At 34.4% G+C, this 19,739-nt stretch carries 19 protein-coding genes, 1 tRNA gene and 1 pseudogene; 11 read left to right on the top strand and 10 right to left on the bottom strand.

Going from position 1 to position 19,739, the window contains the following annotated elements; all coding sequences use genetic code 11:
• Positions 1-141: 141 nt before the first annotated feature.
• Complete coding sequence (locus ABWU29_RS02075) at positions 142-1,755, bottom strand: hypothetical protein (protein ID WP_141457261.1); 1,614 nt, start codon at positions 1,753-1,755, stop codon at positions 142-144.
• Positions 1,756-1,912: 157 nt separating this feature from the next.
• Positions 1,913-3,296, bottom strand: a pseudogene (locus tag ABWU29_RS02080) (IS4 family transposase).
• 244 nt (positions 3,297-3,540) lie between these two features.
• On the opposite strand from ABWU29_RS02080, the gene ABWU29_RS02085 reads away from it, so the two are divergent.
• Together ABWU29_RS02085 and ABWU29_RS02090 are read left to right on the top strand one after the other, a co-directional pair.
• Positions 3,541-3,870: a transposase gene (locus tag ABWU29_RS02085; RefSeq protein ID WP_141456678.1), complete on the top strand. Its 330-nt coding sequence runs from the start codon at positions 3,541-3,543 to the stop codon at positions 3,868-3,870.
• The gene (locus ABWU29_RS02090) at positions 3,854-4,489 is read left to right on the top strand and encodes a transposase (RefSeq protein ID WP_264953956.1); all 636 of its coding nucleotides are present in this window, start codon (positions 3,854-3,856) and stop codon (positions 4,487-4,489) included. Before ABWU29_RS02085 ends, ABWU29_RS02090 begins: the two co-directional genes overlap by 17 nt.
• Here ABWU29_RS02090 and ABWU29_RS02095 read toward each other — a convergent pair.
• Positions 4,482-4,673: a hypothetical protein gene (locus tag ABWU29_RS02095; RefSeq protein WP_081600765.1), complete on the bottom strand. Its 192-nt coding sequence runs from the start codon at positions 4,671-4,673 to the stop codon at positions 4,482-4,484. The genes ABWU29_RS02090 and ABWU29_RS02095 overlap by 8 nt on opposite strands.
• 142 nt (positions 4,674-4,815) lie before the next feature.
• On the opposite strand from ABWU29_RS02095, the gene cutA reads away from it, so the two are divergent.
• The 3 genes from cutA to ABWU29_RS02110 all read left to right on the top strand — a co-directional run bounded on the left by cutA (position 4,816) and on the right by ABWU29_RS02110 (position 5,810).
• Entirely contained in the window at positions 4,816-5,151 is a 336-nt protein-coding gene (gene cutA, locus ABWU29_RS02100) for a divalent-cation tolerance protein CutA (RefSeq protein ID WP_015589221.1), read from the top strand.
• Positions 5,142-5,216: transfer RNA gene (locus ABWU29_RS02105), tRNA-Gln, on the top strand. Before cutA ends, ABWU29_RS02105 begins: the two co-directional genes overlap by 10 nt.
• 135 nt (positions 5,217-5,351) lie before the next feature.
• Entirely contained in the window at positions 5,352-5,810 is a 459-nt protein-coding gene (locus tag ABWU29_RS02110) for a hypothetical protein (protein WP_022626355.1), read from the top strand.
• A 15-nt stretch (positions 5,811-5,825) separates the two neighbouring features.
• On the opposite strand, the gene ABWU29_RS02115 is transcribed toward ABWU29_RS02110, so the two are convergent.
• Together ABWU29_RS02115 and recG are read right to left on the bottom strand one after the other, a co-directional pair.
• The gene (locus tag ABWU29_RS02115; protein WP_007549783.1) at positions 5,826-6,113 is read right to left on the bottom strand and encodes a hypothetical protein; all 288 of its coding nucleotides are present in this window, start codon (positions 6,111-6,113) and stop codon (positions 5,826-5,828) included.
• 752 nt (positions 6,114-6,865) lie between these two features.
• A complete protein-coding gene (gene recG, locus ABWU29_RS02120) occupies positions 6,866-8,887 on the bottom strand; it encodes an ATP-dependent DNA helicase RecG (protein WP_015589220.1) in 2,022 nt (673 codons plus the stop codon).
• Positions 8,888-9,183: 296 nt separating this feature from the next.
• Between recG and ABWU29_RS02125 the strand changes: the two genes are divergently transcribed.
• Positions 9,184-10,014 carry a hypothetical protein gene (locus tag ABWU29_RS02125; RefSeq protein WP_141457209.1) on the top strand — a complete coding sequence of 277 codons (831 nt, stop codon included), beginning with the start codon at positions 9,184-9,186 and terminating at the stop codon, positions 10,012-10,014.
• Here ABWU29_RS02125 and miaA read toward each other — a convergent pair.
• The gene (gene miaA, locus ABWU29_RS02130) at positions 10,011-10,895 is read right to left on the bottom strand and encodes a tRNA (adenosine(37)-N6)-dimethylallyltransferase MiaA (RefSeq protein ID WP_006280293.1); all 885 of its coding nucleotides are present in this window, start codon (positions 10,893-10,895) and stop codon (positions 10,011-10,013) included. The genes ABWU29_RS02125 and miaA overlap by 4 nt on opposite strands.
• Positions 10,896-10,970: 75 nt before the next feature.
• Between miaA and ABWU29_RS02135 the strand changes: the two genes are divergently transcribed.
• From ABWU29_RS02135 to ABWU29_RS02155, 5 genes are all read left to right on the top strand, one after another.
• On the top strand, positions 10,971-11,441 hold the full coding sequence (locus ABWU29_RS02135; RefSeq protein WP_264378135.1) for a hypothetical protein: 471 nt from the start codon (positions 10,971-10,973) through the stop codon (positions 11,439-11,441).
• 118 nt (positions 11,442-11,559) lie between these two features.
• Positions 11,560-12,147, top strand: coding sequence for an L-threonylcarbamoyladenylate synthase (locus ABWU29_RS02140; RefSeq protein WP_141457207.1), 588 nt, complete (start codon positions 11,560-11,562; stop codon positions 12,145-12,147).
• Positions 12,148-12,164: 17 nt separating this feature from the next.
• On the top strand, positions 12,165-12,986 hold the full coding sequence (locus ABWU29_RS02145; RefSeq protein WP_141457205.1) for an AAA family ATPase: 822 nt from the start codon (positions 12,165-12,167) through the stop codon (positions 12,984-12,986).
• A gap of 73 nt (positions 12,987-13,059) precedes the next feature.
• A complete protein-coding gene (locus ABWU29_RS02150) occupies positions 13,060-13,854 on the top strand; it encodes a hypothetical protein (protein ID WP_015589214.1) in 795 nt (264 codons plus the stop codon).
• Positions 13,855-13,922: 68 nt separating this feature from the next.
• Complete coding sequence (locus tag ABWU29_RS02155; protein ID WP_015589213.1) at positions 13,923-14,576, top strand: type IV secretion system protein VirB8; 654 nt, start codon at positions 13,923-13,925, stop codon at positions 14,574-14,576.
• Here ABWU29_RS02155 and ABWU29_RS02160 read toward each other — a convergent pair.
• The 4 genes from ABWU29_RS02160 to ABWU29_RS02175 form a co-directional block, all read right to left on the bottom strand.
• Complete coding sequence (locus ABWU29_RS02160; RefSeq protein WP_041573531.1) at positions 14,573-16,069, bottom strand: proton-conducting transporter membrane subunit; 1,497 nt, start codon at positions 16,067-16,069, stop codon at positions 14,573-14,575. The genes ABWU29_RS02155 and ABWU29_RS02160 overlap by 4 nt on opposite strands.
• 360 nt (positions 16,070-16,429) lie before the next feature.
• Positions 16,430-16,786 (bottom strand): holo-[acyl-carrier-protein] synthase, encoded by a 357-nt coding sequence (locus tag ABWU29_RS02165; RefSeq protein WP_007549151.1) that lies wholly within the window; start codon positions 16,784-16,786, stop codon positions 16,430-16,432.
• Positions 16,783-18,051, bottom strand: coding sequence for a proline--tRNA ligase (proS, locus tag ABWU29_RS02170; RefSeq protein WP_015589211.1), 1,269 nt, complete (start codon positions 18,049-18,051; stop codon positions 16,783-16,785). The genes ABWU29_RS02165 and proS overlap by 4 nt, the downstream gene beginning before the upstream one ends.
• A 315-nt stretch (positions 18,052-18,366) precedes the next feature.
• On the bottom strand, positions 18,367-19,695 hold the full coding sequence (locus tag ABWU29_RS02175) for an IS4-like element ISWosp9 family transposase (protein WP_041573564.1): 1,329 nt from the start codon (positions 19,693-19,695) through the stop codon (positions 18,367-18,369).
• Between the last annotated feature and the right edge of the window lie 44 nt (positions 19,696-19,739).

The following is a 19,739-nucleotide window of genomic DNA, read 5'->3' on the forward strand; positions in this document are numbered from 1 at the left end:
ATCATTCGCTTTTGAAAATACTATAGTTAGCGGAATGACGGTTTTTCAAATTGTCGGTAAATCTAAGTCAGTTTAGCTATAATTTCCTAAATTTGCTCACAATCTCTTGACTTGACACATATGTTTTTTTCCCAAATGTTACTATCTTCCTCCTTTTCCTTTCTCAATTTGTGCAACCATTTCCTTTACATTTGCATGCGTGAGAAGGGAATTTTTGCTGATATGAGATTTTGGATCAGATTTTGCTGTTACGTGTTTCGTTGCAGATCTTTTATTCTCTGTTAGAAATGAATGAGATTGTTTTTTCTTCACACCGATATCCGCTTGTGCTGCTGGAGTGGTTTTGCTTTCAGCAAGCTGTACATTAGCATTTCCTTTTGCTTGATTTTGCTCAAATTTTTCTTTTAATGCCTTTACTTTACTGCCCATCTCGCGATTAGCTCCTCCTTTCATAGTAGCTGCTGCTACTTTTGGTATCGCCTTACCAGCAGCTTTTTGTGCTGATTTCCTATTGTCTTGATTTTCAGATTCTAGTGGTACTCTTTCAGCTGATTTTTTAAGAATTACTCCTACTACTTTTGGCTCTGTGCTTACTTTTTGATTAGCACGGCTTAGATTTTTAGGCTTTGGCGGTACTGCAGGTTTATCTTTGATTACCACTTTCGATTCTTGTCTAACTTCTTGACCAGTAGTAAACATTTTTTTTGGCACTTGCGGTGGTTTTGGTGGTACGAGGGATTGAGGTTGTTGTTTCTGCTTACGTTCTCTTTTTGCTTCTATATGTTCTTTAGGAACTGTTGCATAAATTGGCTCTTCTTTGGGCGATTTTGAACTCTGCGAATTTTCTATTAAAATTTTACTCTTCTTCTCTTGATAATTTGATATCTCTTTGTATACAGACTCTTCATTTAATGAACTTCCATAGCCTGAATCTTCTCTCTGCTCATATAAAGGATTTTCCTTTTGCTTTTTCTCTTGATAATTTGATATGTCTTCATATTCAGACCCCTGATCTAATGAACTTTCATAGCCTGAATCCTCAGAAGGATTTTCCTTAGCATCAGGCATACTAAAACTATTAGCTCCTTTTAGTAAAGAAGATGTAGACTTTGCCTTGCTTTCTCCATCTGAGGATATTTCTGATTTAAAGCGTACCTTCCTCGAATCTGGAGCAGCCGGAGGTGCTGTTGTTGGTCGCTTTATTTGCCTCATGCGATTACCACCTAATTTTTCTTTCGGCTGTTCTTCTTTTCGCAGCTCAAAAGTACCTTCCTTTTGCTTTCTACCTTCCAAACTCACTTCGTGTGATCTATCTTTTCCTTGACTCTTTTCACTTTGTTCTAAATTTAAAGAATCTTTTAAAATATTATTTTTTCTGAAATCTTTTTCTAATTGTTCCAAGAGATCAATTTTTTTTAAAATTCTTGTATACTTAGCTGCTGTTTCTAAAGTGAAACTTGACAACTCATCATTTACAAAATTACTTATACTACTGTTCTTGGTTGGAAAATTTTTTCCCAAAATTCTATTCATTAATGTTTTAAAAAGACCTAATGGCTGTTCTACATAATTGTTCAAGTCAGTATATATAACAAACTCAGCTATACCTTTTGCCTCACCTGTAAAACCTTCTAATGCATGAGATAAATCCCTTAACGTTTTGTTATATTGTTTCTCTGCATTTCCTAGCTTTACAGCTTTGATCAGAGAATCGAGATTTTTTTTATAGTTCTCACTTTTAAATGGATTATTCATACTAATTACAGCTCATTATTTATTAAAATATAGATCTAAAATATTAAGATCTAGTAAATATTACTTTTGTAATTCATGTAGAACTATAGCTATAATAAGTAAGATTTCCCTACGTCATACCGCCGCGGTATCTCCAGATCCCCCTAACAACTTACTATTACCCACAAATATGAGGTTCGTGAGCAAGTCGCCATCCTTCTGCTAAATCAAAGAGACGTTTATATCCTTTCCAAAGAGTAATTGGTCCTGGTTTTGGGTCATTTTTTCTTGCTAAATGGCCTCCAAGTTCATGAAACAGCTTCTTTTATGTTGGGAACTACACTTGGACATGGTTTTCTGTGTATTTTAACGTATAAAACTTTCCATTCTTCTTCAGCTAATAAGGTAGTACATGGTAATGTTGGGTTAGCTCTTGCAATTGATGTAATAAAGAAGATCCTCCAAGCAATAATACTCATAACTGTTAGATATCTCATTAGTCTTTCTGCTATTCCAAGCCTACATTCTTCAACTTTGAGACCGAATTTAAAATTTTATGTAATATCTCTATTTTCCATCTAAGGCAATACCAACTAATTTTTTCAACAGCTTCATCGAAAGTATTAACTGAAAGATTCGTTAATAGCATCCATTCTAGCGGTTTTTTTTAAGGGAAGGGGAGTTTTCTCAACAACATAAACTGCATAAAGTGGTAATTTAGGTAGTTCTTCCGTCTTATGCCTAATATTATTCTTAGATGGATTCATCATAAACTTTCCAAATCTAACTTCCAAACGTGCTGTTCTTTTTGGCTTATTATCTTTTACAGGAACTTCAACTTCTACCGTACCTGCACAATGAGAGGATTTAATAAATGCCCATAACTTCTGCTCACCTTTTTCAGGATATCGAGATTTTCTATTTACTGCTCTATCTCTGCATGCTCTAACTAGCACTGCCGAATTAAGATTATGTGCAAGCTCAAAAAAGTCATATATATCTGCTTCTCTATCGCATACAGTTATAGTCTCAGTTTGAGTTGGATCAATAATATTATTTGTTTTTCTTAAAGTTTCCAACCACTTTACGCTTTCTTTATCTTCAATGCGATCGCTCTTTTTTTTAAGGTTCTCAGTTTCTTCAGGTCTTGAATAAACTTTTTGATCTAGTATCCCTAGTACCAAACCTTCTATACTAACGGCAAGAGCTGTATGCATTATAATACCTTTTGCAGTATCATAACTGGACAAATTTGCTAATCCGCTTGTTTTTTTATGGTTATTATATACAATGTAACTGGTATCTTGAATGACAAGAACCCTCTTGTGAGCTTTTGTTCTCTCAACCGTCTTATTAATATGTGTAGCTAAAATATCACTTTCTTTTACATTCTCATTTTGAAAAAAACGGTATGCTGCTTTTGCTTCTGACCAACTTCCGCATGCCTCATTAATTGAGCTTTCAGGTAAACTTATCAAACTATCAGCAATCTTTACTAATCGGTCAGTTAATCTTTTATCTCCAAATTCATTTTTAGCCCATTCACTACTTTTACTTGCCATTTTACACCCTCAATATTTGCAAACTTTAATATTGTAATATTTTACTTTTTAGTCCATTTATATTTGTGGGTAATAGTAAGGAATGACACCGTCTTGGATGGAAACCAGTGTCAGCTACTTTCATGACACCATCACAAGGTGAAACTGGATTCCAGTGGGCTTTGTTGCATCGCTCAAGTGAAAAGAACTGGCAGTTACTGACAAAATTCATTATAAATAGCCATTTAACTGTTGAAGAAAAAATATGCCACAAAAAATGAGAGTCAGTAACTGCCATGAATATAACAAATTTCTCCAAGAAAGAGGAAGCATTTTTTGTTATATCAATGACGCCATAGAAAATTGGTACGAGAATTGTCCAAAAATGCAGGGCGGCAACTATATTTATAGTGATAAAGTTGTGATTTTGGTGCATATAATCGTCAGTTTCTTTAGAATTGGTTTAAGACAAACAGTCGGGTTTATAAAAGGGTATTTGCAACAAATAGGAAGAGATTTGGCAGTTATCAGCTATTCACAAGCATCAAGAAGGTTTAAGAAACTTAATATTAAGATAAATGATTGCAGAAAATAATATGGAAGATATCGAAATTGCTATAGACAGTACAGGAATTAGTATATACAACAACACTCCTGGTCACAGCAAGGAAAATAGCACTAACAGAAAATATCGTGGCTATGAGCAAACGAGAAAATTGCACGTAATGTTGAATATAAACAACAAAAAAGCCATAGCTGTAAAATACAGTAACGGTGTCTACTCTGATCACTATGGAGCTTGTGATTTGCTAAAAGAAGTTGATTTTCAGCATGCCATAAAAGCACTATATGCAGATAGAGCATGTGATAGGCACAAGTTTTATAAGTTGTGTAACGAATATGATATAAAGACAAAAATTCCACCAATAAACAATGCGGCAGAACATCCAGAAATAGATTATATGTCTGACAGGAATGCTGCTATTAGGTTAATAAAATTATACGGTGAAGATGGCATGAAAGAATGGAAAAAAGAAGTAAATTATGGGAAAAGATCTTATATTGAAGGGTTTTTCTCAAGATTAAAGCAAATATTCGGATTTAGTTTTAGGAATAAATCTGAGATAAATCGAGAAAAAGAACTGCTAATCAAATGCTATTTGCTTAATAAATTCACTGATATTGGTATGGCTAAATTTGAGATAGTTACATGAATTTACCATAAATCACCATCTCATAAAGTGTGATGCAACAAAGCCCACTGGGATCCAGGAATTTTATTAAGTTGGTAAGCATAAAAGTGTTATGTAAAATACAACGTTCTTGATGGGATTGCGTGAAAGGCTGGATCCCAGTGTCAAGCACTGGAATGACATCATAGGAGCACTGGGATGACACCTTTACGTTTGAGGCAAACTAGCTATAACACTTAACATACTACCTTTGCAAACAAATGTTCATACAGTACGCGCTGGCGTTATTTTCTCTTGATGAATAAACCTCGGTAGAGTATAGTAGCAGTGCGTTTATATAGATTCTAATGAGTAGTTTAGTTTTGATTTATACAACTTTTTCAAATTTTGAAGAAGCTAAAACTATTTCTGAAGAATTGTTAAACGAGAAATTAATTGTATGTGTAAATATATTTCCCGAAGTGAATTCTCTGTATTTATGGGAAGGTAAAATTAGTAATAGTTGTGAAGTAGTAGCAATTATGAAAAGCAAAAATGATCAAGTTGATAAAATTGTAGAAAAAATTGAAGCAATGCATTCTTATGATCAGCCAGCTATTGCTGTGATGCCCATAGAAAAAGCAAATAAATCTTTTACTAATTGGGCTAATAGTGTTATTGATGTAAGTAGTATTGGGGTGTAGCCAAGTGGTAAGGCAGCGGTTTTTGATACCGCCACGCGAAGGTTCGAATCCTTCCACCCCAGCCATGTTGAAGTGGGTGTGAAATGATATCACTTTTCTATAAATTAAGATTATTGAATTATATATTAGGTAGTCTAAAAGATATAATTGTGAAACTGTTTCTCTTCACAATGTATCTTTACACATTCAGCATTGTGCTCATGTTTCTCAGCAATGGTTTTTGGTATGCTGTAGAATTTTGCTCTTTCAAAAATGCGTTTTACCGTTTGTTTCAATATTGCAAGTGGTATTATGAAAATAGGGAAGATCTCGGTTACGGAATTTCTATTCGAATATTAGTGGCGTTTCTTACTCCGCATTTTCTCTATAAATTATTACTTGGCACAGGCTGGAAGTCCTTTTTAAAGGAAAAGATAATACAGATACTCAACACAAGAAGAAAAAAGGGTAGTGAGTTCAGTAACAGTAGCAAACCAAGTGGCAGTAGTTATAGTGATAAGAATAATTACAGCAATAACAGTGGTAACAATGAGCGTCAAGCTCAAGATGCAAAGCGAAAAGTAAACATGATAAAGCAGCTATTAATCAAAGATATAGAGGCAACTATAGATAGGAGATTGAATTATATTTTTTTCGGTAAAAGGAGTAAACCTCATTAAGTATATAAAAAGGCTTTATCTAGTAAGGCTTTTTAAGGTTGGCTGTATTTTATTTTTTACGTATACCGGATCACAATCAGCCAATATACATGTGTGCACAAAATCTTGACTAAAGTCTGATAACCAAGAAATTGCCTTACGTTTTTCTACCAAGCTTTCTGTTTTTTTGCAGTGACTTGCTGCATCAATCATTGCCTGCGCTATTACTGATTTCCACAGCAAATAATACCTTTGTATATCATCTGACGTACTATTTGTTTCATAGTGGTTAAAAAATTCTTTAAAATTGAAGTTGTTTGACATAATGATACCTCTTTGGATTGAAATTTGAAATGATTTGAGTTTATGTCGCCACAGCAGATTCCGCTAACAAGCAGCGGGATAACGAATTACTTAACCGTCATTACACCGTCATACCGCGATTCATTCGCGGTATCTCAGCCGCTAACAAGAGATCCCGCTAACAAGCAGCGGGATGACGAATTACTTAACCATCATTACACCGTCATACCGCCGCGGTATCTCATCAGCTAACAAGCAGCGGGATGACGGTTGTCGTTTAGCCATAAACATTAAGAAATTTACCAAATAAAAAAAAGGCAAAAGAAGCCCCGTGGTTATTATCCGCTTTAAAATATTGGCGTTTTTTATGTTTTAAACGCTTGACAAGCGAGATTCAGCCGCTTTTAATTGCAACTAACTTACGCTGCAAATGTTTAAGAAATTTACTAAGCAGAAAAAAAGACAAAGAATCCCCAAGTTAGCTAGTCTTTTACTATCTCTGTCGAGTATTGGCATTTTTTGATGTCTTGTAACGCTTTATAAGCGCGTTCAGCTTATTTAGATAAAAATCTAGATGTAGATGAAGTTTTGTAAAGACATACAGTATCTATATACTGCAAAAAATTGAACATAAGACGCCGATACATTAAGTAATCCTTACCTTTTAATCTGCAGATTGGCGAAAGCAAATACAATAGCTTCAGTTTCATGATAAGGGGGCTGGCGAGGTTTGTCAAGGAAGTTTTTTTGTTTCTGCGGGCTACCTGGTTTTTCTACTGAAATTTTGAAAAATGTAATCTACTCCTATATTCAAATATATCAAGCAGTAATTCAAAATCAGCCATTGCGCCTTTTGCGTTATTATACGCGAGATTGAGCAGCTCTTTGTCCTGATATAAATCAGCAAATTTAAATTCCATACATCCTGATTGTTTTGTGCCTAAAATATCTCCACTGCCTCTTAGCATCATATCCCTTTCAGCAATGTAAAATCCATCTTGTGACTCACACATGATCTTTAACTTTGAAGATGAGCTTTTACTTAAATTATCGTATAATAATACACAAAAAGATGGCTTGTTTCCTCGCCCTACTCTGCCTCTTAACTGATGCAATTGTGATAACCCAAATTGCTCTGCATTTTCTATAATCATGATGGTTGCATCTGGCACATCTATACCAACTTCTATCACAGTGGTTGCAACAAGCAGAGAAAATTCATTCCTTTTGAAGGAAAACATAACTTGATCTTTCTGCTCCTGAGTCAATTTTCCGTGTATTATCCCGACTTTATCAAGAAATGTTTTTTGTAATTCCTGAAAACGCATCTCTGCTGCAGCAATATTGGTCTCTTCGTTTTCTTCTATATATGGACAAATCCAATATGCTTTTTCGCCCCTGTTTATAGCACCTTTTAGCTTTTCAATAACATCTGGCACCCTACTAATGTTCATAGTTACAGTTTTTATTGGCAATCTGGATTTTGGTTTTTCTTTCAAAATTGAACATTCAACGTCACCATACATAGCTTGCTGCAAAGTTCTTGGAATGGGAGTTGCAGTAACGAAAAGTATATCGGCATTTTCTCCTTTTCCTACCAAGCGATTTCTCTGCATCACTCCAAATCGCTGTTGCTCGTCTATGACTGCAAGCCCTAAATTTTTAAATGTAACGTTAGCTTGAAATAGTGCATGAGTGCCAATCACTATATTTAAAACACCACTTGCAAGTTCGTTCATGATAATCTTTCTTTCCTTGCGCGAAGTTTTACCAGTAAGCAGCGCAACTTTTATATCGGTACAGGATAAAACTTCCTCAATCCAATTATAATGTTGCTCCGCCAAGATAGTAGTCGGTGCCATTAGAGCTGCCTGCATGTTGTTTTCTACCACATTTATCATTGCAAAAAGTGCAACTACGGTTTTGCCACTACCAACATCACCTTGCAGCAAGCTTATCATGCGATACTTGGATTTTTGTCTCTCTGAGATCTCATCTATTGCACGAGTTTGATCATTTGTTAATTGAAACGACAATTCATTTAAAACTTGCTCTTTGTATTTACTCAATATTATAAATTCTCTTCCCCTTTCTTTCACATGATTTTTTCTTGCAAGTTTCAGCGCTAGCTGATACGCAAACAATTCATCATAAGCAAGCCTTTTTCTACAAACCTCAGCTTCCACCAATGAGCTTGGTCTGTGCAACTTTATGATGCTTTCCCTCCAACTTAACCATTTTTTTTGCTTGATTAATGTATCATCTATCCACTCTGGTAAATCAGGCAATTCCTTTAGATTAGAGCTTATTATGTTCCCAATGCGCTTATTGGTAATGCCACGGCATAATTGGTAAACTGGCTCTATGCAAGCTATTTTTTTAAATTGGTTGATGTCAAGCGACACGTAATCTGGATGAGTAATTTGCCAATGTTCAGCAAATTTTTCGAGTTTGCCACTGATGATCACATTCGCTCCAATTGGAAATAGTTTATATAAATACTTAACTGAGTAATTAAAAAAGACTATGAATATATACTGACTCTCACTTTCAACGACTATTTTATATGGTCTACCTCTAAAAGTGGGCGACTGATGCTCATAAACTTTTGCAATGAAAGTTGTAAATTCTCCAACTCGAGCATCAGATAGTAACTTGCTTCTATCCACATAACTAAGTGGCTTATAAAACAGCAGATCCACCACCTTGTCCCCACCACAAAGTTTAGGCAATATTGCGGAATGGAACTTAGGTATATTCTCCAGCCTGCTATTTAGAAAAATCTGATTGCTCATTGAGATTCATACATGTGTAAAACTGTTATAGAGCCTTTTTAAAATCTTGTCACCTTATGGTCAGGTATGCACTATAGCTAGCACAGCTCTCTAACGTTATACCGCGATTCATTCGCGGTATCTCAGCCGCTAACACGTAACGGAATGACGAATTTGTTGTTTTTAAAATCATCGGTAAGCCTAAGTTACCCCTAACTATATTTGCTATCATAGGGCTTATAGTAGGTATTTTATTAACTTATTAATCATTTTTATGTATTATTATACTATCAGCAGTCTATATCAAGGTATTCATAATGAGTAGCTCTATATCAGAAGAAAAGGAAAATCCAGTAGTTACATTAAGAGCTCAAGCAGAAAAGTTTGGTTTTAGCAAGTTAAGAGCTGGTAAAGACAATGCTGAAGCGAATTCTGGTAATACAGCGTTCTTAGATTTTCAGAGAAAGGATTTTGTTATTAACGGCAAAAGTATAAGTAGAGATTTGATTGCCGAGCTATACAAAGAACATGATAGTTTACTGCCAAAAAGTGAAGGTAAAAATGAAGACTACCGCCCATTTGCAAGAAAAGTTTTTAAGGAGATGTTCAAATACGCTAAGGCAGAAGTTCCAAGTGACTCTATCTTGGAAGAATTAGTTATCAATTGTAATCAAGCAGGATATGAAGCTGGTGTACATATAGAGTTTCAAGGTGCACTTAGCCAGCATTCATTCATAATAGAAAGACCTGAAAAAGTGATAAGTATTGACTGTGTTAGCCAAAATAATGTGAGTGTTAAATCTGATATGACATTACCAATATTTTTCCAAAGGAGTGACGGTACATTCGGTGACAAGGTGTGTGATCTATCCAGCTCACTAGAATTCACGCTTAAGTCTCAAGATGATAAAAATGTAACATACACAAATGGTAACTTGTCACTTACTGTTCCTGAGAGACTGAAGGACTATAATATAGGTGATAAAAGCTTATTTGACATTATAAAAGAATACTTTCAGAAATTGTGCGAGAGGCTTGGATTTTTTAAAATAAAAATAGAGCATGGTTTAGGCGATCCACTAGAAGTAAGCGACCATCTGGAAAATATGGAACCCCCTATTCGTAGTAATGAGCACGGCCTGAATTAAAATATCTTGAGCTTGTTTGCACAATCAATCACTTCAGCATTTAGAAATTGTTTTTTAAACCAGGTATACTGACGTTTCGCGTAGTGTCTTGTGTTTGTTTGAGCAATTTGTATCGCTTCGTCTAAAGTAATCTCACCTTTCAAGTACTTTATAATTTCTGGCACTCCGTGTGCTTTCATAGCTGGCAAATGTGGGGCTAGGTTCATGCTAAGTAGCTTTTTTACTTCATCAATTGCTCCATTTTCAATCATTGTAATGAAACGAGAATTTATTTTTCGGTATACATCTTCACGTTTAGGCAGAATTGTATATATCTTAAAATTATTGAATAAAGGAGGCTGTCTATTCTCTTGCCATACAAAAATTGACTTGCCAGTTTCAGTGATAACTTCAAGTGCCCTTGAAAGGCGGTGCGAGTCATTCATGAACACTTTACCTTGAATCCTTGGATCTTTGCTTAGCGCTAATTTGTAAAACTCCTCTTTACTTAAATTTTTCCTGAGCTCACTTACGTTTTTTCTCACTTTCTGACTTATTTGTGGCATTGATGATAAGCCTTTGATTAAACTGCTGATGTAAAGCCCGCTTCCTCCAGTGATGATAGGTATTTGAGCATTTTCTAATGCGTGATTAACTTCTTTTTCTAAATCTTCTAACCATAGACCCACGGAATAATTTTCTTTTGCTGAAACATAACCATATAGTTTATAAAATACTTCTTGCTTTGGTGGTTGAGCAGTAATTATGGGAATTTCTTCATATACCTGCTTTGAATCACAATTTATTATACTAATATTTCCATATTTTTCTATCAGGTTATCGCATAATTCTGATTTACCTGAGGCCGTAATTCCTGTAATAATTACTATATTATTTTTCATTTATATTAATTTAATTAACATATGATAAAGTGTAGTAAAAGTTTGGATTCTACAATCTAAAGTTTGGAGATTTTTATGGCAGAAAACAACGACAATAATTCATTTACTAAGCGTTTCACAAACAGGACTCCTGGCGGTACAGGGGAAGGTTTTTCCAGTAAGTATTCGTCTCAAAACACCAAAGAACGGGCATTAGGGGAAAAAGGAAAAATTTCTGAATTAGCAGGCAAAAAAACCGAATCCAAGGAAGCTTTTTCTGAAAGTGGCGGCATAAAAAGTAAAAGCAGAACTGTCAATGAAAGATCTTTTGCTGATGCAACAAAAAGAAGTAGGTCAGATCTTGTATACTTAGTCCGTGGTAAAGATCGTGGAAAATCAGCGTGGCATTATGTGTTAGTTGATAAAGAGAAAAGAGAAATGTTTCTAGCAAAAAGCAGAACTGGCTCTATAGATGTTGCAGACTATGGAGAGATTTTGTATTCAGGATGGGGAGAGGATCCACCACAGGCAATAATTGATGAAGTCAATGAAGAGTTTGGGTTGTAGCAAATCTGCATAACAAATGGTAAGCTGCGTTGCATTACGTTTACAAAAACTAGCAGTTACTATATAAGATACAGTGCAACAAAACTGATCTAGTTGTTATGAATAAGTTTTTAGCTATATGGTATCTAAAATAATAAATGCAATACAGAACAATTTATTAGTGTGTTTTCCAACAGAAACAGTGTATGCTCTTGCTTGTAATGCACTAGATAATGAATCTATAGGAAAAATATATCAGATAAAGAAACGCTCTCAAAATAAACCACTGTCTATATTTGTTAGTGATATTTACAATTTGACAAAAATAGCAAAGGTAAAGGAAAGATATATTGATTTAATAAACCACTTTTCTCCTGGACCAATTACCTATATTTTACCACTTAAAAACAACAACATATTGCCAAACGAATTCTTTAAAGATAGTATAGGTATCAGAATTCCTGAGCATCCTATTGCAATTTCAATACTAAACAAACTGAAAGTTCCAATAGTTGCAACTAGTATAAATATTTCAGGAGAAAAAAGTGTATGTAAGGCAGACGATATACCACAATCCATTAAGCAACATTTATCTGCAGTGATTGAAGATGACGAATTAGTTTCTGGTATAGAATCTACTATTATTGACTTAACCGAAGATAAGATTAAGGTTTTAAGGGAAGGTGCAATTTTATTACAAACAGTAAACAATGCATTTTCAAACTAAGATCTATAGGAGAAAGAATGAAAAAAGTAATAGGTCACAACCAGGCCAAAAAAAAATTAATGAACAACTTATCTGTTCAGTCTTGGCTGATCTGTGGTAAAAAAGGTATAGGAAAAGCAACACTTGCAAAATCCTTCTCCAATTGGTTACTCATAAAAAGCTATAATGAAGTAGCATTGGACTTACACATTGTTGAAGGTGATACTATCGGAATAGAAAAAGTCAGAGAAATGAAAAACTTTCTACACTTAAGTCCCATTCAATCAGAACACAAAATAGCTATAATAGATAGCTTAGAGGCAATGACTAATAACGCTAAAAACGCAATATTGAAAATATTAGAAGAGCCGCCAAAAAATTCTAAGATATTTATAATTAGCCATAAGCCATATGATATACAAACCACTATCTTGTGTAGGTGCTTTCAGCTGAATTTACTCCCATTAACTTATGATGAAACAAAGCAAGTTGTTTCATCTCAATGTAAATTTGATGATCAAATATTTGATGAAATCATTACTTTATTTCCTGGAATGCCAGGAATGATAATAAATGCAATAAGTAGTGATGCTTATGAAGCATACAAGTGCTTTTATAAATTTCTTCATGATTTAAAGAATCCCAATATGATTAATAAAGTAATTAATAGCGAAATCGAACTAGAACTAGCATCATATATAATTCAGGCCTTCATTTTAGAAAGCATAAAGAGAGAGGTAAATGATGTTGAAATTCTGCTAAGTCAGTGGAAAAAAATAGATGAACTTTTTGTTGTTGCTAAGCAACTCCACTTAGATAAAAAGCATGTTTTAGCTAATGTAGTTAATATCATGACATAAGTTTGCAAAGTATAATACTTTTAACATAAATTCATGATAAAATCCTGTTAATTTAATACTTGAAGTATATAATTTGACTGATAATAAATTAACTGTATGGCAATCAATAGAAGTTTTGACGAAAGCTATACTGAATATGCAGAAAGAATTGAGTTCAATCAAGAATATAGCTTTAGACCAGGACGTCACCTTAGAAAAAGGAAAGGAGTTATTAAGTGGCATCTATGAGGCAAATTTTAAGCTAAACAAGGCAATCAATATAGCCACTTTGCCAAAAATTGGCTATCATATGCTAAATGGTGAGTTTGTTGTACGTAATCATATCACGGAAGAGGAAGTAAGGATTCCTAGAGATTTTCATTACCTTAAAGTCGTAAAATCCGATCATGATAATTATAAATTAACGTTTTGTAATTTTTTAGGTAATGAGTTTTTTGAATATAAAAAGTATGATCCACAATATTCTGGCGTTTCAGATGAATATAAGTTTGTGGATTTTGGTAGTGTAAAAAAGACTCATAATCTAAAATTTAAGGAATACGTTGGTCATGCACCTAAATTTTTTGCTGCAGAAGGGCCTATTGAGCCTGGATCCCAAAACCATGTAATTGATCTATTTGAGCTAGTCAAAAGTGGTAAAGGTAGAAAAGTGGGAACCTTTGCTGATGAATTTGGTTATTTTGATGATCAAAATAAATTACATTATTATAATTATCACAAAAGTGTAGAAAGTAATACTTATGATCCTGAAAATTTCAGTGTAAAAATGATAAATATAGATGTGAGCAAAATCGATAAATTCTACCTCATTGCAGAACAAGGTGATATAATCATTCATCCTATTTGGGAAAATTTAGACATATTTTAAAGTTTTTTTTAGAGTATCTAAGCTTATTGTTATTATAATGATCCGATTAGGTCTGGTAGTATTGTGTTATGGAAGATAAATTGCTTGAATCAGTAAAAAACAAAAGTTATTTCAGTAAAGCAGTCGAATGGTACTGCCATAGGTATCTGTTTTGTGTAGCAGAAAGATCTTGGATGGCATTAATAGTATCGCTTCTCCTAGTATGCTTATGTTTATTAACATTAAACATATACCTGTTATTTCCTGTTAAAAAAGATTTAAATTTTGTGAAGTATATGAACCACACAGAAGATGAGTTCTCTGCAATGCATAAGCTTAGTTTCAGTAAAAAGGAAGATGAATACACTTCCACAGCGAGGTACTTAATAAGTAAATACATTGAAGTATACGAGTCCATTAAGACCGTTGAACCGAAGTACCAAGAAAATTTTATAAGAAACAATTCTATACATAAAATCCATCAAGGCTTTCAGGAAAAAACGAATAATGAAGCTGTTTCATCCAAAAGAAAAATTACCAACATAAACGTAATAACATTATCTATTGACCGATCGACCAAGGACCTAGTTACATTTGCTGGAAATGCTACTGTAGTTTTTACAACCGAGCAAAATAAGGAGGATACTGTGGAGATTAGCTTCACTTTGTCGAATATAAAAGCAACTCTGGCTGGTATAATACCATTTAAATTTATTGTTAATGGTTATAAATACAGATTTTAAAATATTACTTGGTAGCTAAAAAAAATAACCAAAGTGCATGTAGCAGTAATAACTGGAGGTAAAACTAGAAGAATTGGTGTTTTTTTAATAAAGTAATTCTGAGAAGGTTTTAAGAAAAAGGCGTTGTAAATTATCGGTAAAAAGTACAGAGCGTTGAGTATAGTACTAACAATTAACACTAGAGTTACAAACACAGAAAGTATTACATTGCCAGAGTTGAAAACAGCTTGAAAAATGAGAAATTTACCCCAAAAAGTCGGAGCAGGCGGCACCCCTATCATAGACAACGCACCTATAGCAAATGCTGTCATGCTAATTGGCATACTGCGTCCTATACCGTAAATCTTATCTATATACTTCTCACCTGCTCTTGTTATTATTGCTCCTGCAACGAAAAACAAAGTGATTTTTGCAAATGCGTGGCAAACTAATTGGAAAATTGCAACCCTCATGCTGAGCTCACTAAAAATTGAAGCGAATAATATAATATACGACAATTGAGAGATGGTAGAGTAAGCAAGCAATTTTTTTAATTCTTTTTGCTTTAATGCAATCAATGATGCAGTAATAATAGTAAATCCAGCAGCGTACGGAAGCCACCCTCCAGCAAACCAACTTTGCTGCGCAAAACGTTGCATGTTACCGATACCGAAAGTGTATAATATAACTTTTATGATGATGAAAACTCCGGATTTCACAACAGCAACAGCATGCAGTAGTGCGCTTACAGGAGTTGGTGCAACCATTGCTTTTGGTAACCAAAAATGCATTGGCATTAATGCAGCTTTTCCTATTCCGTAAATCAGCATAGCAAAACACACTGCAATGAAAGTGATGAGTGAAGTATCAAATTTGAATATTCCACCACTTACAAAGTCTAAAGTATGAAATTCATTATATAAAAGGCCTATTGCAGGAAAAAACAATACCAAAGAAGAGAAAAATAGCACGCCAAAGTAATAGCGCCCTGCAATCATTGATTCATTTGTTGAGTTGTAAGTAACCAGAGGGTATGTACTAATAGTTAGAAGCTCATAAAAGACAAATGTAGTGAGCAAATCTCCAGAAAAAGCAATAAACATTGCACAGCTAATTGATATTGAAAAAAAGCATAGAAAACTTGAGTGATTGCTATCAGCATAGTTATTCTGCATATAACATATTGCATATATACTGGTCAGCACCCATAAAAACGATATTAATAAACTGAATATTACTCCGGTAGACTCTAGCTTTAAACTAATGTGCAAATTATTACCAAAATCCATGAGGATAAATTGAGAATGATCACCATACACCCAATATAAAGTGCACAGACACGTATACGTAAACAGAAGTACAGAAGAAGTGACAGTAATACTATTGTTCACTCCGGGCCATTTACCAGTAAAAAAAATAACTAACGCACTTAAAAGTGGAATCAACGCAGTAATTAATAAATAATTCTCAGTAATTGAAAATGGTAAGGAAAGATACATTAAGATATAGTCCATTAAATTTTTTGTTTAGGTAAAGCTAGAATTATACTAAAATCATAGAAAAACTGCTATGTTTTTTTAGTTGTTGCATATGCTATAGCTATACTGCCGCGGTATCTCTAGATCCCGCTAACACGTAGCGGGATGACGAATTTGTCGTTACGTCATACCGCGATTCATTCGCGGTATCTCATCCGCTAACTAGTAGCGGGATGACGAGCTTATCGTCATGCCACCGCGAACCGTCATACCGCCGCGGTATCTCAGCATAGATTCCGCTAACTAGTAGCGGAATGACGGTTTTTCAAATTGTTGTAAGTCGGTTTAGCTATATAGATAGCATAAAGTCAACTGCATAAATTGAAACAATATCTGCTAGACGCAAATTACAACAAATGCAGTAGCGTAATCTCCATCGTCACTCAGAGAAAGATGAATTTTGGAGATAAAATCCTTGCTAACGGTAAGATATGGCTTGCCTCTTACATCATTGTATATTTCTATATCTTTCATTATAATACCCTGACCACTACCTCGTGCTTTAACAAAAGCCTCCTTTGCCGCAAAACGCTTAGCGAAATACCTTGCTCGCATTTCTTGACTATTATACTTTCTACTTAGCTCTATTTCTTTCTCAGTGTAGATTCTATTGAGAAATTTTTCCCCGTATTTTTGTAATATCCTCGATACTCTTGGTATATATACTATGTCAGTGCCGATACCGTGTATCATTTTGTGCTAAAGTGATTTATTGCTTCCTCAATCTGCATTTCCTTTACCTCTCCAGTTGCTCTATTTTTTACTTCAACTATCTTTTCATCTATTGCCTTTTTTCCGACAATTATTTGCCACGGCAAGCCTATCAGATCCATTCTAGAAAATTTTACTCCTACACTTCCTTCCGTGTCATCGTAAAGCACTTCATCGCTCTTCAAAGCTTTGTATATTTTATCTGCAGCCTCCGTTACTTTCGTTTGTAAATTGATTAAACCAATTCTGAAAGGAGCCACCGATTCTGGCCAGATAATTCCTTTATCATCATGAAAAGCTTCTATTATTGCACCGACAAGCCTTGAAACTCCAATGCCATACGAACCCATATGTATATTGACATTTTTTCCATCTTGAGAAGTAACACTTGCCTTCATAGGCTTTGAGTATTTGTCGCCAAAATAAAAAATATGCCCTATTTCAATACCTTTACTAACATTTAACTGCTCTTGTGATATAGGGCAAGTCTCAGGATCATGCATATCATCTGCAACTGCGTATATACTCTTCAAACTTTCAACATCTTCGCTTTCTAGCAACTCAGAAAATTTGTTGTCGTAATATAAAGTGCTTTCACCAGTGTTTGCCAATATATGAAACTCGTGGCTCAAATTTCCTCCAATTGGCCCCGTATCAGCTCGAACTCCAATTGGGGTAAGTCCCATGCGTTTGAAGATTTTTATGTAAGTTTTGTACATCAAATTATATGAATTCAGTGCACCTTCGTAATCTACATCGAAGCTATATGCATCCTTCATCAAAAATTCCCTGCCCCTCATAACGCCATAACGTGGTCTTACCTCATCACGAAACTTCCATTGAATTTGGTATAAACAAAGTGGCAAATCTTTGTAACTTTTTACCATATCTCTAATTAGATCAGTTGCCACCTCCTCGTGCGTTGGACCAAAAAGCATGTCTTCCTCATGCCTATCCCTTATACGTAACATTTCCTTACCGTAATCATCGTAACGCCCTGATTCTCGCCAAAGATTTGCTGGTTGGACACAAGGCATCAACACTTCAATAGCACCGGATTTGTTCATTTCATCTCTGATAATGTCTTCAATATTTTTAAGCACTAAGAGACCAAGTGGTAACCAGGAATAAATGCCAGATGCTATCTGCTTTATTAAACCTGCACGTAAAGAATATTGATGGGAGATAATTTTAGCATGAGCAGGCTTTTCCTTTAGAGTTGGTAAGTAATACTTGGATAAACGCATATAATAGATCTGATTGTATTAAACAATCTTAATACAATCAGATCTATAGGTAAACTTATTTTGAAAAAGAAGGGAAGTGTGTGGTGCTTTCCTTAACGTACTAATACCGATCCCCTCTCAAATTTAGTAGCCGCTCCACCAAACATTTTACAACGGTCCTTAACAGAAGAAGCTGGTAGCTTTCCTGCTTCATTAGTCACTGTTGTTGCAGGAAGAGCTTCAGGTTTCGTTTTTAAATTAACAGGCTTAGGCGATATCAGTGGTTTATCTGCCTTTGGCGCAGAATGTGAGGGAGTGTTAAATAAACCATACGCGTCAAGTTAAGGAATGTAGAGAGCTTAAAGTAGATACCCTGGTCTTCCTATATCTGTCTTTCAAAGAAAACTTTGACCAGATTATAGTAAGCTTTTTTAGAAAAATTTTTAAATTATTGACAATATTGTTTAATATCAAAAAGAGCTCTCTAACCCGCCTTTTCAATTCAATAAATGCCTTTGTTAAACTGAGCTCCGTGTTCTTTTTTAGTTTTACACAGCCAATCATTCCGTGAAATACGAGAATAGCACATAATTTTGCGTATAGCTCGCACAATACTCTAAATGGATTTGTCTTTCCTTTTAGTTTATCAAGATTGATATGACTTTTATATAGTTTAAATAGTAATTCGATTTGCCATCTTACTCTATAAACCGTCAATATTTGTTCAGCATTAATTTTACTCTCTGGAACATTAGTTATAAATATTGACCAATCTAATAACTTTTGATTCTTTTGAGAAGATGTATATCCATGTGACTTTGCTAATTTATTAGCCTTTCTTCTTCTAGCCATAGACTGTTCTTCAGTTAGCTTTTGACATATAATTCTTACCTTAATTTTTACTTCCTTTCCTAATAATACTTCTTTTTCTGAAGATAATTGACCTTCCAAATACTCCAATAGCTCTATTTTTTGATTTGTTTCTATATCATATATATTGGTATCAGACTTATAACGACTAACAAAATATGCACCTGCTTCATCAATCTGTTTAAAAGAACTAGGCACAAAGTAGCCCAAGTCAAATATTAGCAAATCATTGGCTGATAAACCGTTCAGATAATCCCTATAACCTTGATCCGACCTTATTCCTTCCATAAAATTTAACTTATCTAGCGCTTGATTCAGGTAATCAAAGACTAACTGTAGCTTTATTCCTGATTTGGTATTATTCTCACAATCTCTATAGCTACTGCCATATCCTTTGTACATATCTTCCATGCTACTGGGCAGGCTAATGTAGCTGCTATCCAATAATTTAACGCTTCCAAATTGCTGTAAAATTTTGCAATCAATCTGTAGACTTTTTTTAAATAAACACAAAGCTTCGTTATACATTTTTTTCATGAACTCAACTGCTTCTTCACTAAACCTAAAATCTAAACCCTGTTTTGTAATTTCTATCGAGTCTTCATTTAGCAATTGGCACATTGTTTCTATGCTGCAATCATCAACTCCTATGTTACCAAAAACCATAGCTTTTATGAATGATGAGCCATTAAGTTTTCTCTTTCTTTTTATAAAACCTACTGCAATTGATATTTCGTCTGCTTTTTCATTAAAGAATTCATTGAGGTCTTTTGATAAGCAAGCTATTCTGTCCATTGTAAGTTCTCTCATTCATATATCCAAGAGAATTTATACCTTAT

This window comes from Wolbachia endosymbiont (group A) of Phasia obesa (assembly GCF_964028125.1).
GTDB lineage: Bacteria > Pseudomonadota > Alphaproteobacteria > Rickettsiales > Anaplasmataceae > Wolbachia > Wolbachia pipientis.

What these genes read in the sequence shown, in the direction of transcription:
- ABWU29_RS02075 (WP_141457261.1), bottom strand. Translation starts at nt 1,755, where the DNA reads ATGAATAATCCATTTAAAAGTGAGAACTATAAAAAAAATCTCGATTCT.
- ABWU29_RS02085 (WP_141456678.1), top strand. Translation starts at nt 3,541, where the DNA reads ATGCCACAAAAAATGAGAGTCAGTAACTGCCATGAATATAACAAATTT.
- ABWU29_RS02090 (WP_264953956.1), top strand. Translation starts at nt 3,854, where the DNA reads ATGATTGCAGAAAATAATATGGAAGATATCGAAATTGCTATAGACAGT.
- cutA (WP_015589221.1), top strand. Translation starts at nt 4,816, where the DNA reads ATGAGTAGTTTAGTTTTGATTTATACAACTTTTTCAAATTTTGAAGAA.
- ABWU29_RS02110 (WP_022626355.1), top strand. Translation starts at nt 5,352, where the DNA reads ATGTTTCTCAGCAATGGTTTTTGGTATGCTGTAGAATTTTGCTCTTTC.
- ABWU29_RS02115 (WP_007549783.1), bottom strand. Translation starts at nt 6,113, where the DNA reads ATGTCAAACAACTTCAATTTTAAAGAATTTTTTAACCACTATGAAACA.
- recG (WP_015589220.1), bottom strand. Translation starts at nt 8,887, where the DNA reads ATGAGCAATCAGATTTTTCTAAATAGCAGGCTGGAGAATATACCTAAG.
- ABWU29_RS02125 (WP_141457209.1), top strand. Translation starts at nt 9,184, where the DNA reads ATGAGTAGCTCTATATCAGAAGAAAAGGAAAATCCAGTAGTTACATTA.
- miaA (WP_006280293.1), bottom strand. Translation starts at nt 10,895, where the DNA reads ATGAAAAATAATATAGTAATTATTACAGGAATTACGGCCTCAGGTAAA.
- ABWU29_RS02135 (WP_264378135.1), top strand. Translation starts at nt 10,971, where the DNA reads ATGGCAGAAAACAACGACAATAATTCATTTACTAAGCGTTTCACAAAC.
- ABWU29_RS02140 (WP_141457207.1), top strand. Translation starts at nt 11,560, where the DNA reads ATGGTATCTAAAATAATAAATGCAATACAGAACAATTTATTAGTGTGT.
- ABWU29_RS02145 (WP_141457205.1), top strand. Translation starts at nt 12,165, where the DNA reads ATGAAAAAAGTAATAGGTCACAACCAGGCCAAAAAAAAATTAATGAAC.
- ABWU29_RS02155 (WP_015589213.1), top strand. Translation starts at nt 13,923, where the DNA reads ATGGAAGATAAATTGCTTGAATCAGTAAAAAACAAAAGTTATTTCAGT.
- ABWU29_RS02160 (WP_041573531.1), bottom strand. Translation starts at nt 16,069, where the DNA reads ATGGACTATATCTTAATGTATCTTTCCTTACCATTTTCAATTACTGAG.
- ABWU29_RS02165 (WP_007549151.1), bottom strand. Translation starts at nt 16,786, where the DNA reads ATGATACACGGTATCGGCACTGACATAGTATATATACCAAGAGTATCG.
- proS (WP_015589211.1), bottom strand. Translation starts at nt 18,051, where the DNA reads ATGCGTTTATCCAAGTATTACTTACCAACTCTAAAGGAAAAGCCTGCT.
- ABWU29_RS02175 (WP_041573564.1), bottom strand. Translation starts at nt 19,695, where the DNA reads ATGGACAGAATAGCTTGCTTATCAAAAGACCTCAATGAATTCTTTAAT.